Below are 24627 nucleotides of genomic sequence, written 5' to 3' on the forward strand. Positions count from 1 at the left end.
GAAGGGCATGCGCATGAGGATCGGCATCATCGGCGCGGGGAACATGGCGCGCGCGCTCGGCGGGCAGTGGGCCCGTGCCGGGCACGAGGTGGCGTTCGGCGCCCGGGACGCCGCACGGGCGGCCGAGGCGGCGGAACTGGCCGGCCACGGGGCGCGCGCGGTCCAGGGCCCCGTCCAGGCGGCCGGGTTCGGCGAGGTGCTGCTGCTCGCCGTTCCGGCCGGTGTGGTGGAGCAGGTGGTCACGGCGGTGGCCCCGCCGACCGGGCAGGTGCTGGTCGACTGCACCAACCCGCTCGCCCCCGGCCCCCACGGACCCGCCCTCACCACCGCCGGGGGCCCGTCGATGGCCGAGCGGATCGCCGCCGCCGCGCCCGGCACCCATGTGGTGAAGGCGTTCAACACCTGCCACGAGAGCGTCTGGCGGCTCACCCCGCCGGTGTTCGAGGGCCGCCCGCTCACCGTGCCGCTCTGCGGGGACGACCCCGGGGCCCTCGCCCTGGTCGCCCGTCTCACCGCCGACCTCGGCGCGACGCCGGTGACGGCCGGGCCGCTGGCCCGCACCGGGCTGCTGGAGGCGGCGACCGCGTTCGCCATCGGGCTCTGGTTCGCCGGCCACGACGCGCGGGGCGTCCTTCCGCCCCGGCTGTACTCGGGGGCACCGGCCGCCTGAGCGGGCGGGCCGCGGGTCCGGGCCGGGGACGGCGCGGGTCCGGGCCGGGGACGGGGCCGAACAGGGGACGGCCCCGCCCCCGGCCCCCGCACCCCCGGCCCCCGCGCCGACCCCCGGACCCACCTCACCCCGGGCACACCCCCGCCGGCCGGGCCGGGCCACCCGGGGCGCGCCGCCCGGATCCCGCTCCGGGCCCGGCGGGCGGCACCGCCCGCCCGGCCCGCCGGCCCCCGTCGCCGGCCAGGGCGCGTCGGCGAAGGCCCTGGTCCGACGCGACTTTGCCGACACGCCCTAACCCGTCGCCTCCGCCGCCGCGCGTCCGGCGGCGCGGCCGGAGAAGAGGCAGCCGCCGAGGAAGGTGCCCTCCAGGGAGCGGTAGCCGTGGACGCCGCCGCCGCCGAACCCGGCCGCCTCGCCCGCGGCGTAGACGCCGTCCAGTACCGAGCCGTCCGGCCGCAGGACGCGGGCCGAGAGGTCGGTCTCCAGGCCGCCGAGCGACTTGCGGGTGAGGACGCTCAGCCGCACGGCGATCAGCGGCGCGGCGGCCGGGTCGAGGATGCGGTGCGGGGCGGCGGTGCGGATCAGCTTGTCGCCGAGGTAGCGGCGGGCCCCGTGGATCGCGGTGACCTGGAGGTCCTTGGCGAAGGGGTTGGCGAGCTGGCGGTCGCGGGCCTCGACGACGCGGCGCAGTTCGGCCGGGTCGATCAGCCGGGTGCGCGTCTTGGCGTTCATCGCCCGGGCGAGGTCGTGGAGGTTCCCGGCGACGACGAAGTCGGGCCCGTGGTCGAGGTGGGTCCGGACGGGACCGGGGGCGCCGGGCAGGGCGCGGGCGAGGACGCCGCGCAGGGAGCGGCCCGTGAGGTCGGGGTTCTGCTCGGAGCCGGAGAGGGTGAACTCCTTCTCGATGATCCGCCGGTTGAGCACGAACCAGGTGTGGTCGTGCCCGGTGGTGCGGATGTGCTCCAGCGTGCCGAGGGTGTCGAAGCCGGGGAAGAGCGGGACGGGCAGCCGGCGGCCGAGCGCGTCGAGCCAGAGCGAGGACGGGCCGGGCAGGATGCGGATGCCGTGCCGGGCCCAGACCGGGTCCCAGTTGGCGATGCCCTCGGTGTAGTGCCACATCCGGTCGCCGTTGATCAGGTGGCCCCCGGCGTCGCCGGTGATGCCGAGCATCAGGCCGTCGACGTGGGCGGGGACTCCGGAGAGCATCCGCTCGGGCGGGGTGCCGAGCCGGGCCGGCCAGGCCTTGCGGACCAGGTCGTGGTTGCCGCCGATGCCGCCGGAGGTGACGATCACGGCCTGGGCGCGCAGCTCGAAGCGGCCGGCGGCCTCCCGCGAGCTGGCCTCGCCGCGGGCGGCGCCGCTCGGGACGAGCACCTCGCCGGTGACGGTGTCGACGGCTCCGGCGCTCCCCGACAGGCCGGTGACCCGGTGGCGGAAGCGGACGTCGACCAGTCCGCGCGCGGCGGCCTCGCGGACCCGGCGGACGAAGGGTTCGAGCAGTCCGGGGCCGGTGCCCCAGGTGATGTGGAAGCGGGGGACGGAGTTGCCCGGGCCGTCGGCGAGCTGCCCGCCGCGCTCGGCCCAGCCGACGACGGGGAAGAAGCGGACGCCCATCGCGCGCAGCCAGGCCCGCTTCTCGCCCGCCGCGAAGTCGACGTAGGCCTCGGCCCAGCGGCGCGGCCAGGCGTCCTCGGGGCGGTCGAAGCCCGCGGTGCCGAGCCAGTCCTGCCAGGCGAGGGCGGGCGAGTCGCGGATCCGCATGCGCCGCTGCTCGGGCGAGTCGACCAGGAAGAGGCCGCCGAAGGACCAGTGGGCCTGGCCGCCGAACGAGGCCGCGGGCTCCTGGTCGAGCAGGATCACCTTCCGTCCGGCGTCGGCGAGCTCGGCCGTCGCGGCGAGGCCCGCGAGTCCGGCTCCGATGACGATGACGTCGGCGTCCAGGGCCATGCGGGCTCCTCCATCGGTGCTCCGGCGGTGCGGGGTGCGCGGCGGCACCCGCGGACGCGGCGGGCGGGGGCGGTGTGCGTGCGCCCGATACTGCGGCCTGCGCCGGGGCCCGTCAACAGGTCGGGGGCCCGGCCGCCGCGGTGACGAACGGCAGCACGAATTCCGCTCCACCCCGTTTCGGAAATACCTTCGATACACCGCGGAGCGAAATGCGAAATACTCCTGACGGATTTTCGGGAATTTCCGCACGAAGCATGGACGGACACGAAACCCGGAAGTAACTTACCTGTCAGTAGCTGTGGCCAGGCTCGCACGCCCCCACCCACCCGTTTCTCTCCCCCAGGAGGAACCGTGCTCCGCCCTGCCCGGAATCGCCGCACGACCCGCACCTCCCGGAAATCCGCCCTGCTCGGCGCCGCCGCGCTGGGCGCCGCCCTCGCCCTGACCACCACCAGCGCGCAGGCCGCCACCCCGGCCCCCCGCCACTACGTGGCCCTCGGCGACTCCTACGCCGCCGGCGCCGGCGTACCCGGCCAGTCGGCCGGCCTCTGCCTCCGCTCCGACCGCAACTACGGCCACCTGGTCGCGGCCGCCCTGCACGCCGCCGCCTACACCGACGTCACCTGCGCGGCCGCCAAGGTGAAGGCGATGACGCAGCCGCAGTACGACGCCTTCATCCGGGTCAACGACCCGCAGCTGGACGCGGTGACCGCCGACACCGACCTGGTGACCCTGGGGATCGGCGGCAACGACCTGGGCATCAGCGACCTCGGGATCGGCGAGGTGATCGGCGCCTGCATCGCCGGCGCGGTGGTCAACCCGCTCGGCACGCCGTGCAAGGACCTCTACCACCACGGCCACTGGGACTGGTCCAGCTGGTCCTGGCGGTACGGCGACGACGACCTCGCGGACCGGGTCGCCGCGGTGGCCCCGCAGGTCGCGGACACCCTCAAGCGGATCCGCGCCAAGGCGCCGAAGGCCCGGATCCTGGTGGTCGGCTACCCGTCCGTGCTGCCCGCCGACGGCTCCGCCTGCGTGCTCCGCCAGCCCATCGCCCCGCGCGACATCCCGTACCTGAACAGCGTGCTCGGCCGGATCAACGCGATGCTGAAGTCCGCCTCCGCCGCCAACGGCGCCACCTACGTGGACACCGCCGCACCGACCGCCGGGCACGACGTCTGCTCGGACGACCGCTGGATCGAGGGCGCTCTGCCCGGCTCCCCGGCCGTACCGTTCCACCCGAACGCCACCGGCGAGCGGGTGATGGCGGACGCCGTCCTCAACGCGCTGAAGTAGCACGGGAGCCGACCCGCGCGGAAACCCCGAGGGGGCGGTGACCGGAACCCGGTCACCGCCCCCTCGCCCGTGCCGCGGAGCACCGCGGCGCCGGGTCACGGCTTGATGCGGACCACCTGCGGGTCGTGGTCGCTCGCCTGCTGCGCGAACTCGGCGTTGATGTGCACGATGTCGTACTTCGCGTACCCGACCTCGGGGCTGACCAGGATGTGGTCCAGCACCTGCGAGTTGCCCTGGTAGACGTACGAGTACTGCTCCGTCTCGGGCAGCTCGTTCACCAGCGACCGCAGCACGCCGTCCTTCGTCAGCGCGGCCAGCGCCGGCGAGAACTGGTAGTCGTTGAAGTCGCCGAGCGAGACCACCTTGGCCTCCTTGTCGGCGGCCAGCAGCTTGGCGACGAAGGCCTGCTCGACGGTGGCCTGCTTGGTCCGCTGCACCTCGGAGGAGCGGGCCGGGGCCTGGAAGCGGCTGTCGATGCCCTGGTCGCCGCCCTTGCTGTTGAAGTGGTTGGCGATGACGAAGACCTTCTTGCCGCGGAAGGAGAACTGGCCCGCCAGCGGCTTGCGGCTGTTGGCCCAGGCCTCGTCGGCCGGGGCGATCCGGCCGGGCGAGGCGGTCAGCGCGGCGCCGGCACCGGTGCCGGCCACGTCGACGGCGGTGGTGGCGGCGCCGCCGGGGATGTCGGTGAAGGAGACCCGCTGCGGGTTGAAGAGGAAGACCTGGCGGATGTTGCCGCCGGGCTCGCCGCCGTCCTTGCCGTCCTCCGGGTCGACCGAGCGCCAGTCGTACGCCGGGCCGCCGGCCGCCTTGATCGCGGCGACGAACTTGGCGACGGTCGCGCTCGCGTCGACGGTGCCGTCGTTCTTGGCGCCGTTGTTGTCCTGGATCTCCTCCAGGGCGAGGATGTCGGGCGAGCGCAGGTTGGTGACGACGGCCTGGGCCAGCTCGGCGAACTTGGCGTCCGGGTTGGTGGCGGCCAGGTTCTCCACGTTGTAGGTGGCGATGGAGAGCTCGCGGTCGGCGGCCGGGGCGGTCACCTCGCGCTGGAGGTGGTTGTCCTGGAGGGCGCCGAGGGTGCCCGCGACGAGGGTGTAGCCGCCGAACGAGTTGTAGTCCAGCGGGCCGGTGGTCGCGCCGGTCAGCACGTCGCCGACGTTGGCGACCGGGAACGGCTGCTGGGCGACCGGGGCCTGCTGCTGCACCATCAGGCGGCCGACGTTCGGCTCGGCGTAGGACTCGTAGAGGACGCCGCCGCGCTTGCTCCGCTGGTCCTGCTTGTCCGCGGCGACCCACAGCTCGTTGTACTTGTCGGTCGCCTGGATCACCCGGACGTCCTTGACCTGGACGAGCATGCCCTCCAGCGACTCGTAGAAGTCGAGGGTGTACTTCTCCGGGTTCAGGGCGACGCCGTTGACCGTGCCGTCGGCGCCGGCCTGCGGGCTGTAGGTGCCGGGGATGTTGCGGGTGTCCACCACGACCGCCGCGGGCAGCGGGTTGCCGGAGGAGACCACGGTGACGGCCGGGTTGGTCAGCTGGGTGAGCGACTGCGAGCCGCCGTTGAAGTTGGGGTAGTACTCCGTCACCTTGCCGGTGACCAGCACCGAGTCGCCGACCTTGACGGTCGGGTTGGCGGAGCCGGTGTAGACGAAGACGCCCTCGCTGGTGGCCGGGTCGGCGTCCGGGTTCGGGTCCTGGATCCAGAAGCCCTTGGAGCCGTACGCGCGCACGCCGGTGACGATGCCGGGCACCCCGGCGACGGTCTTGCCGGTGCGGTCCGACAGGCGGGTGGTGCCCTGGAGGTCGTGGATCCGGACGGTGCCCGGCTCGGTCGGACCGGTCGGGGTGCCGCCCTCGGCGACCTCGCCCTTGCCGTTGGTCGGCGTCGGGGCTCCGGCGGCGAGGTCGGCCGCGTTGTCGTCGGTGTCGGGCAGGCCCGCCTTGCGGGCGACCGAGGCGGTGTTGGAGGCGCCGGCCACCGAGGCCGCGCCCTCGTGGACCACGGCGGTGCCGAAGCCGACCAGGTCGCGCACCCGCGGGTCGGCGGCGCAGTCGGCGGCGGTCTTGCAGGTCAGCGGGTCGGTGCCGCGGACGAGCGCGACGGTGCCGCTGGTGCCGGAGAGCGCGAGCGAGCCCGCCGCGTCCGGGGCGGGCAGGTCGACGGTGCCCGCCGCGCCGGCCGCCTCGGCGACCAGGTAGCGCCCGCCGGGGGCGATCGCACCGGTCAGCGGGGTGACGCCCCACTGGGAGTTGGCGCCGGGCGTGCCGGATATGTACTGGACGCTCCAGCCGTCCAGGCCGAAGGCGGCACCGCCCTTGTTGGCCAGCTCGACGAAGTCGTTCTTCAGCGTGGCGCCCGAGTTGCCGCCGCCGCCGTACACCTCGGCGATCACCGCGTCGGCCGACGGCGCGGCCACGGCGGCCGGCAGCGGGACGAGCACCAGCGAGGCGGCCAGGCCGGCCGGGAGGAGGGTGGCACGGAGCAGTGCGCGGCGCGAGCGGGGAGCGGTGGACGTGGTCACCGGGACGGGACTCCTAAGCTCTGCCGGGCGCGCGGCGGCGCGGCACGGCAGTCGGGGGTGGCGGGGCGTCCGGGCGGCGTGGGGCCGGCCGGACCGTGAGGGCGGGTCAGCCGGGCGCACACCGCGCGCTCCCGCTACCCGCGTAGAAAGCCATGCGGAAGCCGGTAACCGCCCCCCGCAGCGCCCAAAGATACGCGCGTAGAAAATGACCCGACAAGACCCCGGAGGTGAACTTCTCCGGTACGCCGAGGAATTGCTACCCCGAAGCTGTGACCCCCGCTACAGGCGGCCCGCCGGGAGGCCGGCGGAGGCGTCGGCGGCGGGCCCTCGGGGGGGCGCGCCGGGAGTCCTGCGGGCCCCGCCGGAAGGCCTGCGACGGGCCGGATACGGGCCGGTGACGGGCCCGCGGAATGCCGCCCGGGGCTCCCGAGGCCTCCCCGCCGACACCGACACCGACACCGGTACCGACACCGCGGCCCCCGACACCGGCCCCGACCGCTACAGCCAGCCCCGCTGAGCCGCCTTCAGCCCGGCCTCGAAGCGGCTCGCCGCCTCCAGCCGCTCCATCAGCGCGGCCATCTGCCGGCGCACCGTCCGCACCGAGACACCGAGCCGCTTGGCCGCCGCGTCGTCGGTGAGCCCGGTGGAGAGCAGCCGCAGCAGCTCGCGCTCGCCGGCGCTCAGGCCGGTCCCGGTGTCCCCGGGGCGGTCGTCGCCGAGCGGGACGGCCGTCTCCCAGGTCTGCTCGAACAGCGCGACCAGCGAGGCGACGATGCCCGGCTCCTCGGTGCACAGGGCGCCGGCCCGGGTGTTCTCCGGATCGATCGGCACCACGGCGGTGGCCCCGTCGAAGACCAGCATCCGGGGCGGCAGCACCGGCGCGGTGCGCACCCGGCCGCCGAGTCCGGTCATCCACTGGGTGTAGGCGAAGGTCTCCGGGTCGTTGCGGACGCTGTCCTGGTAGATGGTGCGCAGGACGACGCCGCGCCGCAGGGCGTCCTCGTCGAGCGGGCGGGAGGCGGCCAGGCTGGCGGCCGACTGCGCGCCGCCGGGCATCACGGCCAGGCACTCGCCGGTCAGCCGGGCGGTCAGCACCTCCAGTTTGGACTGGATGGCGTCGAGGCCGACCAGCCGTTCCCCGCCGTCCACCAGGGTCGCCGAGCGGAGCGTCGCGTACTCCGCGACGGCGCGCGCGACGGCGGCCCTGGAGACGGCCAGCTCCTGCTGGCGGCGGGCGAGTTCCTCCTCCTGGCGGCGGAGCAGCAGTTCCAGCCCGCGCTCCGGACTGACCGGCCAGAGCGCGCCCGGGCGGTCACGGGAGGCCCGCAGCAGGGTGAGGTCGGCGAGCCGGTCGAGGGCGGCACGGACGGTGGCTTCGGGGGCCCGCAGCCGGGCGCAGAGTTCGGCCACTCCGCCCTCCGGGTCCGCCAGCATCTCGCGGTACACGGCCTCTGCGGTGCTGTCCAGGCCCAGCAGTTCCAACACGTCAACGACCCCTGAATCATCACGTCAGCGCGAATCGACATCCCGGACGGTTCGCCGGACCCAGATCCTTCCCCCGGGCGCTCCGGCCCCACAAGGCATGATCCGGTCAGGCGGACCGAATCGGACCGTCCGGTCCGTTTCCCGGCCGGTCGTCCGCCGCGGCCGGGCCCGCGGGAGCCCGCCGCGCGCCGCTCCCCCGCGTGCGACGCCACCGCGCGGGACGCCGTCCGCCGCCGGCCGGTTGACCCGCCGGGGTTGCAGCAAGCTGCCTGTCCTGATGCTGCCCGCCGTTCCCCCTCCCGCCGCCGGCCCGGCGCCGGGAGGATTCACCCAGCGCGCAAGCCCCACCCCCGACGACAGGCCCCGGGCACCCGCCCCGACCGCCCGAGAGCCGAACGCCCCAGCCCCGACCGCACAAGCCCCGACCGCACAAGCCCTGACCGCACAAGTCCCGGGCGCCCGGACACTCGGGCCACCACACCCCGAACCACCGTGCACAGAACAGGAATCGTCGTGCCGAAGACCGTCCGGCTGCTCGCCGTCGCCGCCCTCGCCCTCACCCTGGCCACCGCCGCCTCCCCCGCCTCCGCCGGCCCGGCCGTCGCGGTCACCGCGACCGCCGCGACCGCCGCGGGCGGGCCCGGCATCGGCTGGGACACCCCGACCGCCGGGCCGATCGGCTGGGACGTCGCCCCCGCCGGCACCCCCGGCATCGGCTGGGACTGACCGCGCGGTGTTCTCCGTCCATCTGACCCTCCTGGACGTCTCCGCCACCCCTCCCGGTGAGACCGGACCGGCGGACGTCCAGGCGGCCCTGTGGGCGAGCGCGGGCCCGGGCGACGGCCTGGAGCACGTGCGCGCCCGCACCGTACCGGGGGGCGTCGGCCTGGTCCTGTACGTCCGCGCCCCCGACCGCCCGGTGGCCGAGCTGCGGGCGCAGACCCTGCTCGACCGGGCGCTGGCGGGCGGCCCGGCCCGCCGTTTCGCGGTGGCCGCCCGGCCGTAGCGCCGCACACCCGCGGGCCCGCACACCCGCACCGGCCCGCCGCCGCGCGCCCTGCGCGCCCGCGCCCCCGCGACACCGCGGCTCCGCCCTGCCCCGCCCCGCCCCACGCGTCCCGCCCGGAGAGCCGCCCCTGAGCGGCCGCCGGGCGGCCCCCGGGCTTGCCCCGGACGGTTCCTGACAATCCGTCCACATTTCGCACGCCCCCGACCGATCACGACTCTGGCCGATTCATGCCCATGGCTTGACCGGCCCATTACCGGCGTATGCGCGCCAACCGGCCCAATCCATCGTTCGACCCAAGACCGTCGAGGAGTTCCATGTCCCACCCGTCCGGCACGCCGCCCCGGCCCCGCGCCGGGTCCGGCCTGCCAGCCGCCCCCGCGTCACGCCGCCGCAACGGCGTCCTGCGCAACACCGCGGTCGCCCTCGCCGTGGTGCTCGCCGCCGAGGCCGCCGCCGTCATCATGACCACCGGCCAGGCCGTCGCCGTCACCCCGGAGGCCCCGGCCCCCAAGCCGGCCCGGGCGCTCGGCCCCGCCGAGGCCGGGGACGTCGCGACCGCCCACCTCAAGGCCCGGCTGGAGAACCGCCGGATCGAGGTGACCGGCGAGCGCACCGAGGCGACCACCACCTGGATCAACCCGGACGGCACCACCACCCTGGACATGGCCACCGGCCCGGTCCGCTACAAGGACAAGTCCGGCAGGCTCCAGCCGATCGACGTCTCACTCGCCAGGCAGGACGACGGCAGCGTCAAGGCCAAGTCCCACCCGCTCGGCCTCTCGCTGGCCGGCGCCACCCCGCCCGCCGCCGCCGCCGGGTTCAAGGCCGCCGGCGCCCCGGCCGGCGACCGGCAGGCCCCGGCGACACCGCTCGTCACGCTGGACGACGGCAGCGGCACCGCCATGTCGCTCTCCTGGCGCGGCACCCTGCCCTCGCCCACTGTCGACGGCACCAGGGCCCGCTACGAGAACGCGCTCACCGCGACCGACCTCGTCATCGAGTCCACCCGGACCGGCTTCGAGCAGTTCCTGGAGCTCAAGAACCGCTCGGCGGTCGCCGCCAACGGCAGCGTCACGCTCACCCTGGACGCGGCCGGCCTGCAGGCCCGTCACAACCCGGACGGCTCGGTCTCCTTCCTCGACCCGAAGACCGGCGAGCAGCGGGGGCAACTGCCCGCGCCGGTGATGTGGGACGCCCAGGTCGACGAGCGCAGCGGCGACCACACCCACACCGCGCCGGTCGGCCTCAAGGTCACCCAGAACGGCAACGCCGTCGACCTGACGCTCACCCCGGACGCGGCGTTCCTCGCCGACCCGAAGACCGTCTACCCGGTGACCGTCGACCCGGCGGTCAACATCGGCGTCGGCTTCGACACCTTCGTCCAGCAGGGCTACGCCACCGACGTCTCCTCGCAGACCGAGCTGAAGCTGGGCAACAACGGCTCCGGCCAGGTGGCCCGCTCCTTCCTGCAGTTCCCGATGGCCAAGATCAGCGGGAAGCAGATCACCGGCGGCAAGCTCAACCTGTGGAACTTCCACAGCTGGTCGTGCACCGCGAAGGGCTGGGAGGTCTGGGACACCGGCAGCGCGAGCACCGCCACCCGCTGGACGGCGCAGCCCGGCTGGAACCGCAAGTGGGCCACCTCCACCGCGACCAAGGGCTACTCCAGCTCCTGCAACGACGGCTGGGTCAACCAGGACATCACCGCCCTGGTCAAGGCGTGGGCCGGCAACGGCAACGCCAACAACACCCTGGGCATCCGGGCCACCGACGAGGGCGACCCGTACGGCTGGAAGAAGTTCAACTCCGGCAACGCGTCGTCCAACACGCCGTACCTGTCGGTGACCTACAACACCCCGCCGGCCGTCTCGACCCTGCTCACCCCGGCCGACGGCGCCCTCACCGGCGACTCCACCCCGCCGCTGTCCGCCAAGGCGACCGACCCCGACGGCGGCAACGTCCTGCTGGACTTCGAGGTGTGGGCGTCCAACGGCACCGCCGCGCTGCAGACCGGCCACAGCGCCTACGCGGCCTCCGGCTCGACCTTCACCTGGACCCCTGGCACCGCGCTGCCGGCCGGCGCCTACAAGTGGCGCTCCCGCTCCTGGGACGGCACCGCCAACAGCGCCTGGTCCGCTTTCCGTTCGTTCACCGTGGACACCACGGCGCCGGGCGCGACCACCATCGGCTCCGGTGACTTCCCGGCCGGCCAGTGGGCGGGCACCCCGGACGCCGGCGGCAACTACGGCGGGAACTTCACCTTCACCCCGCCGACCGCCGACGTGAAGGACGTCCAGTACCGGCTGGACGGCGGCACCTGGGTCACCGCGGCCACCACCGGCGCGCCGGTCACCGCGAAGCTCACCTTCAAGGCGGGCGCCCACACCGTCACCGCGCACAGCCGGGACGCCGCGGGCAACGTCTCCGCCGACCGGACGTACACCTTCTACGCCGGCAAGGGCGCCGCCCTGGTCGCCCCGGGCGCCGGCGAGCGCCCGGCCCGCCGCACCTCGCTGCAGGCCGAGGGCAACACCACCTACACCGGCGTGCGCTACCAGTACCGCCGCGGCGAGACCGACGCCTGGAAGGACGTCCCGGTCGCCGACGTCGCCACCGGCGACGGCAAGCCGGTCACCACCTGGCCGTTCGCCGCCCCCGGCGGCAAGCCGGCCGCGCTGACCTGGAACATCACCGACACCCTCGCCGAGAACGGCCCGGTGGACGTCCGCGCGGTGTTCACCGACGGCACCGCCACCGACGCCACCGAGCCGAACACCGTCACCGTCGACCGGAACGCGGGCACCGCGCCGGAGACCGCCATCGGCCCCGGCCAGGTCAACACCCTCACCGGTGACCTCGGCGTCTCCGCCACCGACGCCGAGGGCTTCGGCCTGAGCGCCGAGCGCTCCTCCTCCTCCCGCCGGCCCGCCAACGGCTCGGCCCAGGAGGGCCAGGCGGCGATCTTCGGCCCGCAGTGGAGCTCCGGCACCACCGCCGAGATCACCGACGCCGCCTACTCCTACGTCCGCCGGACCTCGGCGACCTCCCTCTCGGTGGTCTCCGCGGACGGCTCCGAGGTCGGCTTCACCGCCACCGGCGCCGGCGGCTGGAAGCCCGAGCCGGGCGCCGAGGACCTCACCCTGACCGGTGCGCTCACCGGGGCCTTCACCCTGAAGGACACCGCCGGCACCACCGTCACCTTCGCCAAGGTCGACCCGGCCGCCACCACCTGGCAGGCCTCCGGCTCCTCGCTGCCCAGCGACAACTCCACCACCTCCGTGGTCTCGGAGAAGGTCGTCGCCGGCGGGAAGACCCTGGCCCGCCCGAAGTACGTGGTCGCGCCGACCTCGGCGACCGCCTCCGCCACCTGCTCCGCCGTGCCGTCCACGGCCGGCTGCCGGGTGCTGGAGTACGTCTACGCCGACGCCACCACCGCGACCCCGTCCGCGCTGGGCGACGTCACCGGCCAGGTGAAGCAGATCCGCCTGTGGTCCACCGACCCGGGCGCCGCCACCGCCACCCCCGTCGTCGTCTCCCAGTACGCCTACGACGAGCAGGGCCGGCTCCGCGAGGTCTGGGACCCGCGGACCAGCCCCGCGCTGAAGACCGCCTACGGCTACGACGCGGCCGGCCGGGTCACCAGCGTGACCGAGCCCGGCGAGCTGCCGTGGACCCTGGAGTACGGCAAGGCCGGCAACGCCGCCACCGCCGGGGAGGGCATGCTGCTCGCCGCCTCCCGGCCCACCCTCAAGCAGGGCGGCAAGGACGTCACCGACGGCACCGCGACCACCTCGGTGGTCTACGACGTCCCGCTGAGCGGCGCCAACGCGCCGTACCCGCTGGCGCCGTCCGACGTCGCCGCCTGGGGCCAGACCGACGCCCCGACCGACGCCACCGCCGTGCTGCCGCCCGACGCCGTCCCGCCGGGCCACGACGGCAAGGCGCTCGGCACCGCCGCGTACACCCGCGCCTCGCTGACGTACACCGACGCCTCCGGGCGCGAGGTCAACACCGCCACCCCCGGCGGCGGGATCACCACCACCGAGTACAACTCCTTCGGCAGCCCGGTGCGCACCCTCTCCGCGGAGAACCGCGTCCTCGCGCTGGCCACCACCGGCACCGACCTCGCCAAGCTGCGCGCCCTCGGCATCGCCGGCCGCCCGACGGCCGACCGCGCCCAGGTGCTCTCCTCGCTCTCGGTCCACTCCGCCGACGGCAAGCGGCTCACCGAGCAGTACGACCCGCTGCAGCTGGTCACCCTGGAGCACGACCTGGCCGCCTCCGGGACCTCCCCGGCGCTGGCCGCCGGCGCCGAGGTCGCGGCCCGCGCCCACACCGTGACCGCCTACGACGAGGGCCGCCCGGCCGGTGCCGCGGTCAGCGACCGCTCCACCTCGGTGACGGTCGGCGCGCGGATCGACGGCTACGCCGCCGACGCCGACGCCCGCACCACCGCGACCGCGTACGACTGGGCCCAGGGCCTGCCCACCCGGTCCGTGCAGGACCCGGCCGGCCTGAAGATCACCACCGCCACCGGCTACGACGCCTCCGGCCGGGTGACCTCGCAGAGCCGCCCGAACTCCAACGGCTCCGACGCGGCCACCACGGTGACCGCCTTCTACGCCGCGACCGGCACCGGCCCGTGCGCCGGCCGCCCGGAGTGGGCCGACCTGGTCTGCTCCACCGGCCCGGCCGCGCAGATCGCGGGCGGCGGCGCCAACCCGCTCCAGACCCCGACCAAGACCTTCCAGTACGACCGCTGGGGCAACGTCTCCGTGGTCACCGAGACCGCCAACGGCGTCACCCGCACCACCACCCGGACCTACGACGCCGCCGGCCGCCCGGTGAAGGTCGCGGTCTCCGGCGGCACCGGCGCCCCGGTCGCCGACACCGTCCTCGGCTACGACCCCGCCACCGGTGAGGTCGCCACCATCGCCGACGGCAAGGCCACCGTCACCCAGGCCTACGACCGCCTCGGCCGCCAGGTCTCCTACGACGACGGCGCCGGCAACGTCACCACCACCGAGTACGACAGGCTGGACCGGGTGGTGAGGAAGTCGGACTCCGTGCCGTCCACCACCACCTACGGCTACGACACGGCCAAGGACCCGCGCGGCCTGCCCACCACGCTGACCGACTCGGTCGCGGGCACCTTCACCGCCGGCTACGACGTCGAGGGCCGGCTGGTCTCCCAGACCCTGCCCGGCGGCAACACCCTGACCAACACCTACGACAGCCGGGGCATCCAGACCGGCAAGACCTACACCACCCAGTCGGGCACCGTCCTGCTGGCCGACACCGCGGACTACACCGTCCACGGGCAGCAGGCCGGCCGGACCCAGACCGACGGCAACAGCACCGGCAGCACCTACACCTACGACTCCACCGGCCGCCTGGTCAAGGCCGCCGACAGCACCGGCCTCGCCTGCGCCACCCGGTCCTACGCCTTCGACCGGAGCAGCAACCGGACCAACCGCACCAGCGTCACCGACGACTGCGACCCGGCCACCGCCGACGCCGTCACCAAGGCCGAGAACCACGGCTACGACACCGCCGACCGCCTCACCGACGCCGGCTACGCGTACGACGCCTTCGGCCGCACCACCGCACTGCCCAAGGGCGCCGAGCTGAGCTACCACGTCAACGACCTGGTGCGCAGCGAGACCCTCGGCGACACCCGCAGGACCTGGGACCTCGACGCCTCCGGCCGCCTCGCGGCCACCACCACGGAGACCAGGGGCACCGACGGCGTCTGGGCGGTCACCGCGCTGACGACCAACCACTTCGACAGCGGCACCGACAGCCCCTCCTGGAGCAAGGACGCGGCCGGGAAGCTGACCCGCAACGTCCAGGACCTCACCGGCCGGCTGACGGCCGCCACCGGCACCGACGGCGGCGCGGTCCTGCTGCTGACCAACCTGCACGGCGACGTGTCGGTCCAGATGTCCCCGGACGGCACCCAGGACCTCGCCGTCTACCACTACGACGAGTACGGCGACGTCGTGGACGCCACCGGCTCGACCGGGTACGGCTGGCTCGGCGGGGCGCAGCGGGAGGCCGACGAGCTCGCCGGCCTGACCCTGATGGGCGTCCGCCTGTACGACCCGGCCACCGGCCGGTTCCTGCAGACCGACCCGCTGCTGGAGGGTTCGCCGAACGCCTACGGCTACCCGGTCGACCCGATCACCATGGACGACCTGACCGGGATGTCCTGGCGGAAGAAGTGGGTGGCGTACTTCAGCCGGGCCGAGGGCAACACGATCGGCACCCTGCTGTACGTGGCCGGCAAGATCAGCCAGGGCATCTCCAAGATCCTGCGCAAGCTCCCGCACTGGGCCGCCCGGGCCGCCGGGTACGTCCTGTGGGCGCTGAGCTACCTGATGAAGAAGGTCGGGAAGCAGTTCCTCAAGGCCGCCAACAAGCGCGGCAGCCACGGGGTGCGGTTCACCTTCGGGATCTGGAAGTCCAGCCACTGGTGGGTGCCGGACCGCCCGATCTACCGGGTCGACCCGCGGTACTGAGCCGCGGTACCGATCGCGGTACCGACCCGCGGTGCCGATCGCGGTACCGATGGACGGCGGATGACCTGATCACCCGCTGATGCAGGACAGGTGGGCCGGCCCGGGGGGACTCCCCCGGGCCGGCCGCGTTCCGTGCCGTGCCGTGCGGTGCGGTGCGGTGCTGTGCGGTGCCGTGCCGTGCCGTGCCGTGCGCGCCGCCGTACCCGCGGTGCGGGTGCCGGTGCCGTCCCGCCCGCGCTACTTCGCGGTCTTGTCCGCCGCCGCGGCCAGTCCGGCCGACCACTTCTCCTCGACGTTGCCGAGCTTCCAGTAGGCGATCGCCGCCACCCAGGTCAGCACGAACAGGCCGACGATGGCGTAGCCGACGAAGTTGAGGTCCAGTCCGCCGATCCAGGCGACCGGCCCGCTGGTGACGTCGAGCTTCTCGCCGAGCAGCCCGATCAGCTCGATCGAGCCGATGACCAGGGCGACCAGCACCGAGAGCCCGGTGACGGTCAGGTTGTAGTAGATCTTCCGGACCGGCTTGGAGAACGCCCACTCGTAGGCGAAGTTCATGAACGAGCCGTCGATGGTGTCCAGCAGGCTCATGCCCGCCGCGAACAGGACCGGCAGCACCAGCAGCGCGTACCAGGGCAGCTGGAACGCGGCCGCGCCGCCGGCGAGCACCAGGAGCGAGACCTCGGTGGCGGTGTCGAAGCCCAGGCCGAACAGCAGGCCGACCGGGTACATGTGCCAGGGCTTGGTGACGGCCCTGGTCACCCGCCCGAGGACGCGGTTCATCAGCCCGCGCTTCTCCAGCTGCTCCTCCAGCTCCGCCTCGTCGAACTCGCCCTCGCGCATCTTGCGGAACACCTTGAGGATGCCGTTGAAGGCCCCCAGGTTGATCAGGCCGAGCAGGAGCAGGAAGGTCCCGGAGACGGTGACGCCGATCAGGCCGGTCGTGTCGTGCAGGGTGGAGTCGTCCGCCTCCACCTGCCCCGCGAGCGACTTGATGCCGAAGGCGAGCAGCGCGCAGAGGCCGAAGACGATCGAGGAGTGGCCCAGCGAGAACCAGAAGCCGACCGAGAGCGGGCGCTTGCCCTGGCCCATCAGCTTGCGGGTGGTGTTGTCGATCGCGGCGATGTGGTCCGCGTCGAAGGCGTGCCGCATGCCGAGGGTGTACGCGGTGAGGCCCATGCCGGCGCCGAACGCCTGGCCGCCGACGTCGTAGTGCTCGGGGGCGATGACCGCGAGCAGGGTGAACCAGCCGATCACGTGCAGCGCGAGGATGAACCCGCCCATGCCTGCCAGCCGGATCCACTCCTCACGGGTGAGCCGGTCGCGCCAGCGGGGGCCGGTCATCGGATAGTCCTCTCGGGTGGGGGCGGAAAGCTGGGCCATCTTTCCCCCAGGTGGGAAGCAGGTGCAAGTCATGTGCAAGGACGACCCGCTCGCCGGAGCCGCCGGACCCCCGCCCGCTCACCGGGCGCGCGCCCGCTTCCTCCCCTACCGTCGGAGTACCGACGCCGCGACGCGGACCGGGCCCGCCGGACCCGGCCGCCCCGCACGGCACGCCGACCGGGACTCGATGGGAGCGGCCATGCCCTCGTACCCCTACCGCACCACCCGCGAGGACCTCCGCGTCCCCCTCCCCGACGGCACCGAGCTGTACGCCCGCGTCTGGCGGCCGGTGACCGACGAGCCCGTCCCCGCCCTGCTGGAGTACTCCACCGGCCGCCTCACCGACTGGACCGCCACCGAGGACGCCCGCCGCCGGCCCTGGTTCGCCGGCCACGGCTACGCCGCCGTCCGGGTCGACGCCCGCGGCCACGGCAACTCCGGCGGACTCCCGCCGACCGACCCGGACCGCGAGGCCGAGGACGGCGCCGAGACGGCCCGCCGGCTCGCCGACCAGCCCTGGTGCAACGGCCGGATCGGCCTGCTCGGCGCCGGCGCCGCCGGCGACGTCGCCCTGCTGATCGCCGCCCGCGCCCCCGACGCCGTCCACGCCGTCGTCACCGCCTGCCCCGACGGCCCGCACCGGCTCGGCGGCGCCGTCCTCGCCGCCGACGGCCACACCCGCGCCACCGCCCACCTCGCCGACGCGGCCCGCCCACCGGACCCGCAGTACGTCGGCGACGACTGGCGGGCGATGTGGCTCGCCCGGCTCGACTCCCTCGAACCACCGCTCGCGGACTGGCTGGCCGCCCCGCCGGACGCCCCGGTCCCGGCCGCCGTCCCCACCCTCGCCGTGGCCGGCTGGTCCGACCCGTCCGCCACCCGCCTGCTGGAACTGCTCACCGCCGCGGCCGCCCCCGCCCCCGTCCGCGCCGTCCTCGGCCCCTGGGAACACGGCCTGCCCGACGAGCTCCTCCCCGAGGCACTCCGCTGGTACGACCACTGGCTGCGCGACATCGACACCGGAGCCCTCGCGACCCCCGCCCTGCGGAGCTGGCTCTCCACCCGCTGGACCGCCGACGACCCCTGGCCCTCACCCGACGTCCGCGACGTCCACTACGGACTCGACGGCCCGCTGCGCGCCGCCGGCACCGCCTCCGACGACCGCTGGGTACAGGTCCGCTCCCCCCAGCACACCGGCCTCAACGCCGGCGCCTACGTCCGGGCCGGCCGCACCGCCGACCAGCCGCCCGACCAGCGCGAGGAGGACGGGCGCTCCGTCTGCTTCGACTCGCAGCCGCTGCCCGAGGCGGTCGAACTCCTCGGCGCCCCGGCCCTCAGCCTCCGGCTGCGCCCCGGCTCCCGCCCCGCCCTGATCGCCGCACGCCTCTGCGCCGTCGCGCCCGACGGCACCTCCGTACTCCTCACCCGCGGCCTGCTCTCCACCCTCGGCGCCCGCATCGACGACGCACTGCCCCTGGCCGTCCCCCTCGCCGCCGTCGGCCGCACCGTCCCGCCCGGCCACCGGCTGCGACTCGCCCTCTCCTCCGCGTACTGGCCGTGGGCGTGGCCCGACCCCGAACCGGACGGCTTCGCACTCGACCCGTCCCACTCCGCACTCACCCTCCCGGTCCGCCACCTGGCCGCCGACCGCGACGGCGAACCGATCACCTTCGCCTCCCCCACCCTCCCGCTCCCGCCACCGCTGCACACCACCGACCCGCTCGCCTCCCGCCCCGAACGCCTCACCGTCCACGACATCGGCCGCCGCGAGTGGCGCACCGAACTCTCCCCCGCCACCGACGGCACCCGCACCCACCCCGACGGCCTCGTCCGCGACGAACGGACCGTCACCGCCTACCGCGTCCTCACCGCCACCCCCCTCAGCGCCCAGGCCCGCACCGACCGCACCGTCCGGCTCGAACGCCCCTCCATCGGCTGGGACGCCACCGTCCACACCCGCACCGAACTCCGCTGCGACCCCACCCACGTGATCGCCCGCACCCACCTCCGCGCACTGGAGGGCGGGGACGTCGTCTTCAGCAGGGAATGGCACCACCGCATCCCCCGCTGAACACCCCGCCCAGCCCGACCCGCGGGCCGGACATCCGAGCTACTGTGGATGTCATGACTGCGGCCTACGAGGACGTCCCCTTCAGCGAGCTGCTCCACCGGCCCGCCGCCACCACCGGCAGACTCGACGCCGTCCGGGCCCTGAGACTCCGGCGTCGCGACGCCGGAGACCTCGCCCTGATGCGCGTCGACCAACTGGAACAGGACGCCACCGTCGTCGACTTCACCTCCCGTCTGCTCACCGGGCTGGTGCGGACCGGGAACAGCGCCGCCCTGCGCGCCGCGATCCCCGAAGCCCTCCCCTGGGTCACCTTCCTCCCCGAGGAGGACGTCGACCTGCTCCTCACCGAGTTGGTGGACGTCACCCGTGGCGCGGTCGCCCTCGACAACCTCGCCCCCATCGCCCTCCTGCTCGCCCAGTGGCGCCACAGTGCCGAGGTCTACGCCGACCCTGCCCTGCATGCCCTCCTCGTCCGCGAGCCGGACGGCGACCTCGGCCCCGTCCCCCCACCCGGGGGCGACGCATGAGCCCGAAGCACGGTGACCGGGCCGCACCCCCTCCCCTGACCGGCGAATACGACCTTCGATTCGCCAACTCCGAGGCCGCCGAAGGCTGGGAACAACTGGCCCGGCAAGCTCCGGGGAACCTGCGTCGCGCCTTCGACCGGATCCGTTCCCATCCCCGGGCCTCCGACAACCCCACACGCCACCACCGCCTCAAAGGAACGCTCGGCACCGCCGCATTCAAGGGGCAGCCGCTGGAACGGTGGCAGTACGAGGTCACCGGAGGCGGCCGTCTCTGGTACCTGGTCGACCACGACAGCCGGACCGCCTGGATCACCTACGCCGGCACCGGCCACCCCAAGGCCACCGACTGACCGCCCGGGCGGCGTCCGTGCCACCCGGCCGGTTCCACCGTCCGCTCCCCCTGTCCTGCCGCCCCCTGTCGCTCCCCCCGTGCGGAGCGACAGGACAGCCCGGGGGAGGGCGGTGACCCGTCAGTTCCGCCAGACGGGGGCGGTGGCGACGGCCTTGAGCTGCTCCGGGGAGAGCGCGGGCGTGCCCGGCCGGAAGGTGTAGCCGTTCTCGCCGTTCCACTCGCTGACGGTCACGCTCCGGCCGTCCGGGTAGTACACCGCCGCCAGCCAGTGCAGCACCGGGTCGACGGCGGTCTTGCCGTTGCCGAACCGGTTGGTGACGACGAGCGTGCCGTCGGCCGGCTTCTCCCGGACCTCCAGCGGGGTCGGCGGGCCCTCCTCGGCGTACTTCCTCTCCTCCAGTCCGCGCGCTCCGGCCGGCTGCACCTGGACCGCGAGCATGCTGGTGCGGCCCTCGTACGTGACCAGGAGGGTGCCGTGCTCGGCGTCCTGCCCGGAGGCCTCCGCCCCCGGCGGAAGCACCCCGGCCAGCGCCGCGACCAGCTCCGGCGCCGCCGGGGTGGAGCCGTCGGGCCCCGGGGTGGCGGCCGGTGCGCCGGGCGACGGCGTGGCGACCTGCGCCGGCTTCGCCTTCGGCGCCTTCGGGTCGGCGGGCAGCGCCGCCACGACCCGGTCCCACTCCGGTGCGCTCATCATCGTGCCGAGCTGCTCCTCGACCAGCGGCGGCGCCTCCCGGTTCGGGGCGGCCGGCTGGCCGTTGTACTCGGTGACCCGCACCACGGTGCCGTCCGGCTCCGCCCGGGCCGCCTGCCACTTCCGCAGGCCGGTGACGTTGACGTCCCGCAGCTTGTCGATCACCGTCACGGAGCCGTCGGGGGCGACGGACCGGTCGCACCCCTCCTTCGGGATGCTGAACGGGTCCAGGCAGACGGCCGCCTCCTCCGGCTTCCGCGAACCGCGCTCGACGCTGTACGAGACCAGGCTCGCCCCCTTGCCGTCGTCGAACAGCAGCACGCCGAAGGTCTCGTGCACGTTCCCCGACGGGCCCGCCACCCCGGGCGTCTCCGCGGCCAGGACCGTCACCGATCCGGGCGGCAGCAGCCCCGTCACCAGCCCCACGACCTCCTCGGAGGTCATCGGCCGCACCCGCTCCCCCGACGGGCCGAACACGTCCGCCGCCGTACCGTCCGCGAGCAGCCCCACGCTCCCGGCCGCCAGCACCACCGCCGCCAGCCCCCCGGCGAGCACCGCCCGCCGCCGGCCGCGCCGCCGCCGGCCCACCCGCTCGGCCCCGGCGGCCAGCGTGAACAGCGCCGCCTCCGGCGCGAGGGAGGCCGCACCGCGCAGGGCCCGGGCGAACTCGTCCTCGAAACCGTCGACGCCGTCCGCGGACCCGTCGCACGACCCGTTCTCAACCGGCATGGCGCAGTACCGCCTTCTCCGTCGCCTCGGTCCCCAGCTTGTCCCGCATCCGGGCCAGCGCCCGGCTGCTCCGCGACCGCACGGCGGTGCTGCTGAGGCGCAGCACCGCCGCCGTCTCCTCCACGCTCCGGTCCTCCCAGAACCGCAGCACCAGCACCGCCCGGTCCTGCGCCGGCAGCTCGCCGAGCGCGCGGAGCAGCGTCAGCCTCAGCGCCGGGTCCGGGTCGGCGACGGCGATGTCCGGCAGCACGTCGGTGACCCGCTCGCCGCTGCTCCGGCGGCGGCGGTGGGAGAGGAAGGTGTTCACCAGGACCGTCTGCGTGTACCCGCTCGGGTTGTCGAGGCGCGAGATCCTGCGCCACTTGACGAAGACCCGCCCGAGCGCCTCCTGCACGAGGTCCTCGGCGAGGTGCGCGTCACCCCCGGTCAGCAGGAACGCGGTGCGCAGCAGTTGCCGCCCGCGTGAGGCCACGAAGGCCGGGAAGTCGGGCGGCCCCGGCTCGGCCACCCGGTCCCCCTCCGTCGATATGTGCTCCATACCCATCCAACGCGGTCGCCCGGCGGTCTTGTGGCACCGGTCGGAGGGGATCTTTCCACCGGCCCCCCGGCGGTCGGTGGTTGCTGGCAGGATGCAGCGGTGACGTCTACTCCCGCCTCCTCCGCCACGGCAGCCGACTACGGCTGGATCCGTTCCGCGCCCTCGCTCTTCGGCCACCTGCTGAGCACCGGTTACAGCATGGTGCTGGTGCGTGACGTCCTGCCCGAGCAGGTGCCCGGGCTCGTGGGCGCATCGCCGTGGGGCAGTTGCCGGGGCGCCGGCGAACTGGTCGACGCGCACGGCGACTTCCTGGAGGAGTGCGACGACGATCCCGAGTCCACGCTCCTCGGCGCGTCCGCCGTGCGGGACGCGGAGGGCCGCGACTGGGCGCTCGTCGTCGACCTCGGCGGCGACCTGGGTCTGCGGCCGGGTCCGATGGCGGCACTCTCCGCCGGTACGCGCGCCGTCGCGCACTACAGCAACGCGGGCAAGCCGATGGACTTCTTCCACTGGTACGAGGACGGGGAGCTGCGGACCGCCTTCGAGCACCCGGCCCACCGGGACGGCACCACCCCCGACGAACTGAACGGCGTGCTGCGCGAGCTCGGCCTCGACCCGGACGGGGACGGCGATCCCGCGCTCGACCGCAAGGCCGCGGTCCTGGCGCTGACGGAGCGCCTGACGGGCGTGCGGGTCACGGTGGAGCTGCTGGAGGCGGCCGAGTACCTGGCGTCCGAGCTGCCGGAGGAGCCGGTCGACGGCTCGGACGGCGTCCGCATCCACCTCGTTGACGAGCACGGCGCGCCGGTGGTGATCGAGTCCACCTGGGACCGGTGACCGCCCGGTGGCCGTCTCCCACAGCCTCGGCCTCGCCACCGCGTCGCCGGTCTCCGACGTGGCCGGGGTGCTGGCGCGGCTCGGGGCGGACCGCTCCTGGACGGCCGGACAGCTGGTCGGCGACGGCGCGCTGACCGGACGCGGCACGTGGGTGCGGGTGTACGGGACCCGGACGCAGTCCTGGCATCCGGTCGTCACCGACCTCGGGATCTCGCCCACGGTGCGGGTGGCGTTCCGGCTCGCGAAGACCGACGACCTGGCCGGCCAGGAGGACGACGTCGTCCGGCTGGTGGCGGCGCTGCTGGCGCGGGTGGAGGGGGACGCCGTCCTCGACTTCCACCACGAGACGGTGTGGCTGCTGCGCCGGGGAGGGGAGTTGAGCCTCCACGAGCGGGAGGACCTGTGGCCGCCGCAGCGACTGGCGGCGTTCGAGGGCCGGTCGTACCGCCGGGAGACGCACGCCTTCGCGGAGGAGTAGGGCCTGCTGTTCCTTGTGATCCTTGCCGGGGGCGCGGCGTGGGGTTCGCACGCCCCGGCCGGCGGGCGGTTCACGATGCGCGCTCTGACGCCACGGCTGCGGGGGTCTTCGAACGCGCCCTGACGCCGCAGACCGGGGGGCTCGGCGCCAGGGTTCGCACGCCCCGGCCCGCAGGCGGCCAGCGATGCGCTCCGACACCACAGCCACAGGGACCTCCGCACGCGCTCCGACGCCACAGGCCAGGGGGCTCGACGCCAGGGTTCGCACGCCCCGGCCGGCGGGCGGCCAGCGATGCGCTCCAACGCCGCAGCCACAGGGACCTCCGCACGCGCCCTGACACCACAGACCAGGGGGCTCGACGCCAGGGTTCGCACGCCCCAGCCCCCGGGCGGCCAGCGATGCGCTCCGACACCACAGCCACAGGGACCTCCGCACGCGCTCCGACGCCACAGGCCAGGGGGTCTTCGCCCGGGCCGCACCGGCCGATCCGCCGGTGCGGCCCCGACGGCTTCGGTGCCGGGTCTGCCGGCCCGCCCGGCTGCGCCGCTCTGCCACGCGAACGGCGACGTGCCCCGGTGGGTCAGCCAGGGCACGTCTGGTCAGGCAATGTCAGGGGCGTGCCCCGCGAGTCGGGCCGCGCATGGCGTCGCTCTCGTGGTCGTCGTCCGGGCGGTGGGGCATCCGCAGGGTGGCGACCACGCCGAGGGCGACGGTGGCGAAGGCGAGGAGGAGGAGAAGGGAGAGGGCGACGCCGACGAAGGCGCGGGCGACGCCGGGGTGGGTCAGGAGTCCCACGACGGGGCCGCCCCGTCCCGGTCACGGAGGAGGGTGAGCAGGTTGAGGAGGTTGAGGACGGTCGCGGTCGAGCCGTTGCCGAAGCGGACGAGGACGCGGCCGTCGACGATGCTGTCGGTGGTGGCGGAGGGCCAGACGATGCCCAACGGGCGGCCGCGTTCGTGGAGTTCGGCGAGGAGCGCAGTGACCTCGGCCTCGGTGTAGGTGCGCAGCCGGGGGTCGTCCGGCGCGATCGGCGGCTCGGGCCGGGCGCTCACGCGGCGGAGTCCAGCTCGAACCAGACGGACTTGCCGCGCTTGCGGGCGGCGGCGCCGAACCGGTGGGTGAGCGAGCGGACGAGGTGGAGGCCGCGGCCGGAGGTCGCGTAGGGGTCGGCGCAGGCGTCGGCGGCGGGATCGGCGCAGGCGCGGGGTTCGGGGAAGTGCGGGCTGCCGTCGCTGACGGAGACGCGGAGGAGGCCGTCGAGGAGGACGACCACGACGAGCGGAGCCGGCGAGCCGCCGTGCTTCCAGGCGTTGACGAAGAGTTCGTGGAGCGCCAACTCCGCGTCGGAGACGGTGTCGAGCGGCCACCCGGCGCGCACGAGCGCCTCGCGCAACTCCTCACGCGCGGCCGACCAGTCAGGGGGGAGGTTGAGGGGGAGCACGAAGAGACCTCCGTGAGGGATGAAGTGGATATCGCCGAGCGCCTGATGATCAATCAAAACGATCCGACCGTGGCGCACTCATGACGCCAGCGCACACGGCATCGACCTGCGATTGCCGAGAGTGTGCGGCTCGTCA

General features: G+C 74.7%; 19 protein-coding genes. 10 read left to right on the plus strand and 9 right to left on the minus strand.

The genetic code is table 11. From position 1 onward, the window contains the following. Positions 1-13 precede the first annotated feature (13 nt). Entirely contained in the window at positions 14-670 is a 657-nt protein-coding gene (locus tag OG550_RS08920; protein ID WP_327676143.1) for an NADPH-dependent F420 reductase, read from the plus strand. 291 nt (positions 671-961) lie between these two features. Here the strand turns inward: OG550_RS08920 and OG550_RS08925 are convergent, their stop codons facing one another. After that, positions 962-2617 (minus strand): FAD-binding dehydrogenase, encoded by a 1656-nt coding sequence (locus OG550_RS08925; RefSeq protein WP_327676144.1) that lies wholly within the window; start codon positions 2615-2617, stop codon positions 962-964. Positions 2618-2968: 351 nt separating this feature from the next. Here OG550_RS08925 and OG550_RS08930 point away from each other — a divergent pair, with 351 nt between their 5' ends. Continuing rightward, positions 2969-3913, plus strand: coding sequence for an SGNH/GDSL hydrolase family protein (locus OG550_RS08930; protein ID WP_327676145.1), 945 nt, complete (start codon positions 2969-2971; stop codon positions 3911-3913). 95 nt (positions 3914-4008) lie between these two features. Here the strand turns inward: OG550_RS08930 and OG550_RS08935 are convergent, their stop codons facing one another. Beyond that, positions 4009-6432 carry an endonuclease/exonuclease/phosphatase family protein gene (locus tag OG550_RS08935; RefSeq protein WP_442905960.1) on the minus strand — a complete coding sequence of 808 codons (2424 nt, stop codon included), beginning with the start codon at positions 6430-6432 and terminating at the stop codon, positions 4009-4011. Between the two features lie 498 nt (positions 6433-6930). After that, positions 6931-7917: a helix-turn-helix transcriptional regulator gene (locus OG550_RS08940; RefSeq protein WP_327676146.1), complete on the minus strand. Its 987-nt coding sequence runs from the start codon at positions 7915-7917 to the stop codon at positions 6931-6933. Between the two features lie 513 nt (positions 7918-8430). Here OG550_RS08940 and OG550_RS08945 point away from each other — a divergent pair. From OG550_RS08945 to OG550_RS08955, 3 genes are all read left to right on the plus strand, one after another. Beyond that, positions 8431-8643 carry a hypothetical protein gene (locus OG550_RS08945; protein ID WP_327676147.1) on the plus strand — a complete coding sequence of 71 codons (213 nt, stop codon included), beginning with the start codon at positions 8431-8433 and terminating at the stop codon, positions 8641-8643. 7 nt (positions 8644-8650) lie between these two features. Next, positions 8651-8923 (plus strand): hypothetical protein, encoded by a 273-nt coding sequence (locus tag OG550_RS08950; RefSeq protein WP_327676148.1) that lies wholly within the window; start codon positions 8651-8653, stop codon positions 8921-8923. Positions 8924-9240: 317 nt separating this feature from the next. Further along, the gene (locus tag OG550_RS08955; RefSeq protein ID WP_327676149.1) at positions 9241-15447 is read left to right on the plus strand and encodes a DNRLRE domain-containing protein; all 6207 of its coding nucleotides are present in this window, start codon (positions 9241-9243) and stop codon (positions 15445-15447) included. A 237-nt stretch (positions 15448-15684) separates the two neighbouring features. Here the strand turns inward: OG550_RS08955 and OG550_RS08960 are convergent, their stop codons facing one another. Next, entirely contained in the window at positions 15685-16788 is a 1104-nt protein-coding gene (locus OG550_RS08960; protein WP_327676150.1) for a HoxN/HupN/NixA family nickel/cobalt transporter, read from the minus strand. Positions 16789-17026: 238 nt separating this feature from the next. Between OG550_RS08960 and OG550_RS08965 the strand changes: the two genes are divergently transcribed. The 3 genes from OG550_RS08965 to OG550_RS08975 are packed head-to-tail and all read left to right on the plus strand — an operon-like array spanning position 17027 to position 19775. Further along, entirely contained in the window at positions 17027-18898 is a 1872-nt protein-coding gene (locus OG550_RS08965) for a CocE/NonD family hydrolase (RefSeq protein ID WP_327676151.1), read from the plus strand. Positions 18899-18951: 53 nt separating this feature from the next. Next, the gene (locus OG550_RS08970; RefSeq protein ID WP_327676152.1) at positions 18952-19425 is read left to right on the plus strand and encodes a hypothetical protein; all 474 of its coding nucleotides are present in this window, start codon (positions 18952-18954) and stop codon (positions 19423-19425) included. After that, positions 19422-19775 (plus strand): hypothetical protein, encoded by a 354-nt coding sequence (locus OG550_RS08975; protein WP_327676153.1) that lies wholly within the window; start codon positions 19422-19424, stop codon positions 19773-19775. The genes OG550_RS08970 and OG550_RS08975 overlap by 4 nt, the downstream gene beginning before the upstream one ends. 120 nt (positions 19776-19895) lie before the next feature. Here the strand turns inward: OG550_RS08975 and OG550_RS08980 are convergent, their stop codons facing one another. Together OG550_RS08980 and OG550_RS08985 are read right to left on the minus strand one after the other, a co-directional pair. Next, a complete protein-coding gene (locus tag OG550_RS08980; protein WP_327676154.1) occupies positions 19896-21197 on the minus strand; it encodes a hypothetical protein in 1302 nt (433 codons plus the stop codon). Continuing rightward, complete coding sequence (locus OG550_RS08985) at positions 21187-21735, minus strand: SigE family RNA polymerase sigma factor (RefSeq protein WP_327676155.1); 549 nt, start codon at positions 21733-21735, stop codon at positions 21187-21189. The genes OG550_RS08980 and OG550_RS08985 overlap by 11 nt, the downstream gene beginning before the upstream one ends. A 99-nt stretch (positions 21736-21834) precedes the next feature. Between OG550_RS08985 and OG550_RS08990 the strand changes: the two genes are divergently transcribed. Together OG550_RS08990 and OG550_RS08995 are read left to right on the plus strand one after the other, a co-directional pair. After that, positions 21835-22572 carry a DUF6461 domain-containing protein gene (locus OG550_RS08990; protein WP_327676156.1) on the plus strand — a complete coding sequence of 246 codons (738 nt, stop codon included), beginning with the start codon at positions 21835-21837 and terminating at the stop codon, positions 22570-22572. 7 nt (positions 22573-22579) lie between these two features. Next, positions 22580-23050 (plus strand): SitI3 family protein, encoded by a 471-nt coding sequence (locus OG550_RS08995; RefSeq protein WP_327676157.1) that lies wholly within the window; start codon positions 22580-22582, stop codon positions 23048-23050. Positions 23051-23659: 609 nt separating this feature from the next. Here the strand turns inward: OG550_RS08995 and OG550_RS09000 are convergent. The 3 genes from OG550_RS09000 to OG550_RS09010 are packed head-to-tail and all read right to left on the minus strand — an operon-like array spanning position 23660 to position 24491. Beyond that, the gene (locus OG550_RS09000; RefSeq protein WP_327676158.1) at positions 23660-23845 is read right to left on the minus strand and encodes a hypothetical protein; all 186 of its coding nucleotides are present in this window, start codon (positions 23843-23845) and stop codon (positions 23660-23662) included. After that, a complete protein-coding gene (locus OG550_RS09005; RefSeq protein WP_327676159.1) occupies positions 23833-24102 on the minus strand; it encodes a hypothetical protein in 270 nt (89 codons plus the stop codon). Before OG550_RS09005 ends, OG550_RS09000 begins: the two co-directional genes overlap by 13 nt. Next, positions 24099-24491 carry an ATP-binding protein gene (locus OG550_RS09010; RefSeq protein WP_327676160.1) on the minus strand — a complete coding sequence of 131 codons (393 nt, stop codon included), beginning with the start codon at positions 24489-24491 and terminating at the stop codon, positions 24099-24101. The genes OG550_RS09005 and OG550_RS09010 overlap by 4 nt, the downstream gene beginning before the upstream one ends. Positions 24492-24627: the final 136 nt, after the last annotated feature.

This window comes from Kitasatospora sp. NBC_00458 (assembly GCF_036013975.1).
In the GTDB taxonomy this organism is placed as follows: Bacteria; Actinomycetota; Actinomycetes; order Streptomycetales; family Streptomycetaceae; genus Kitasatospora.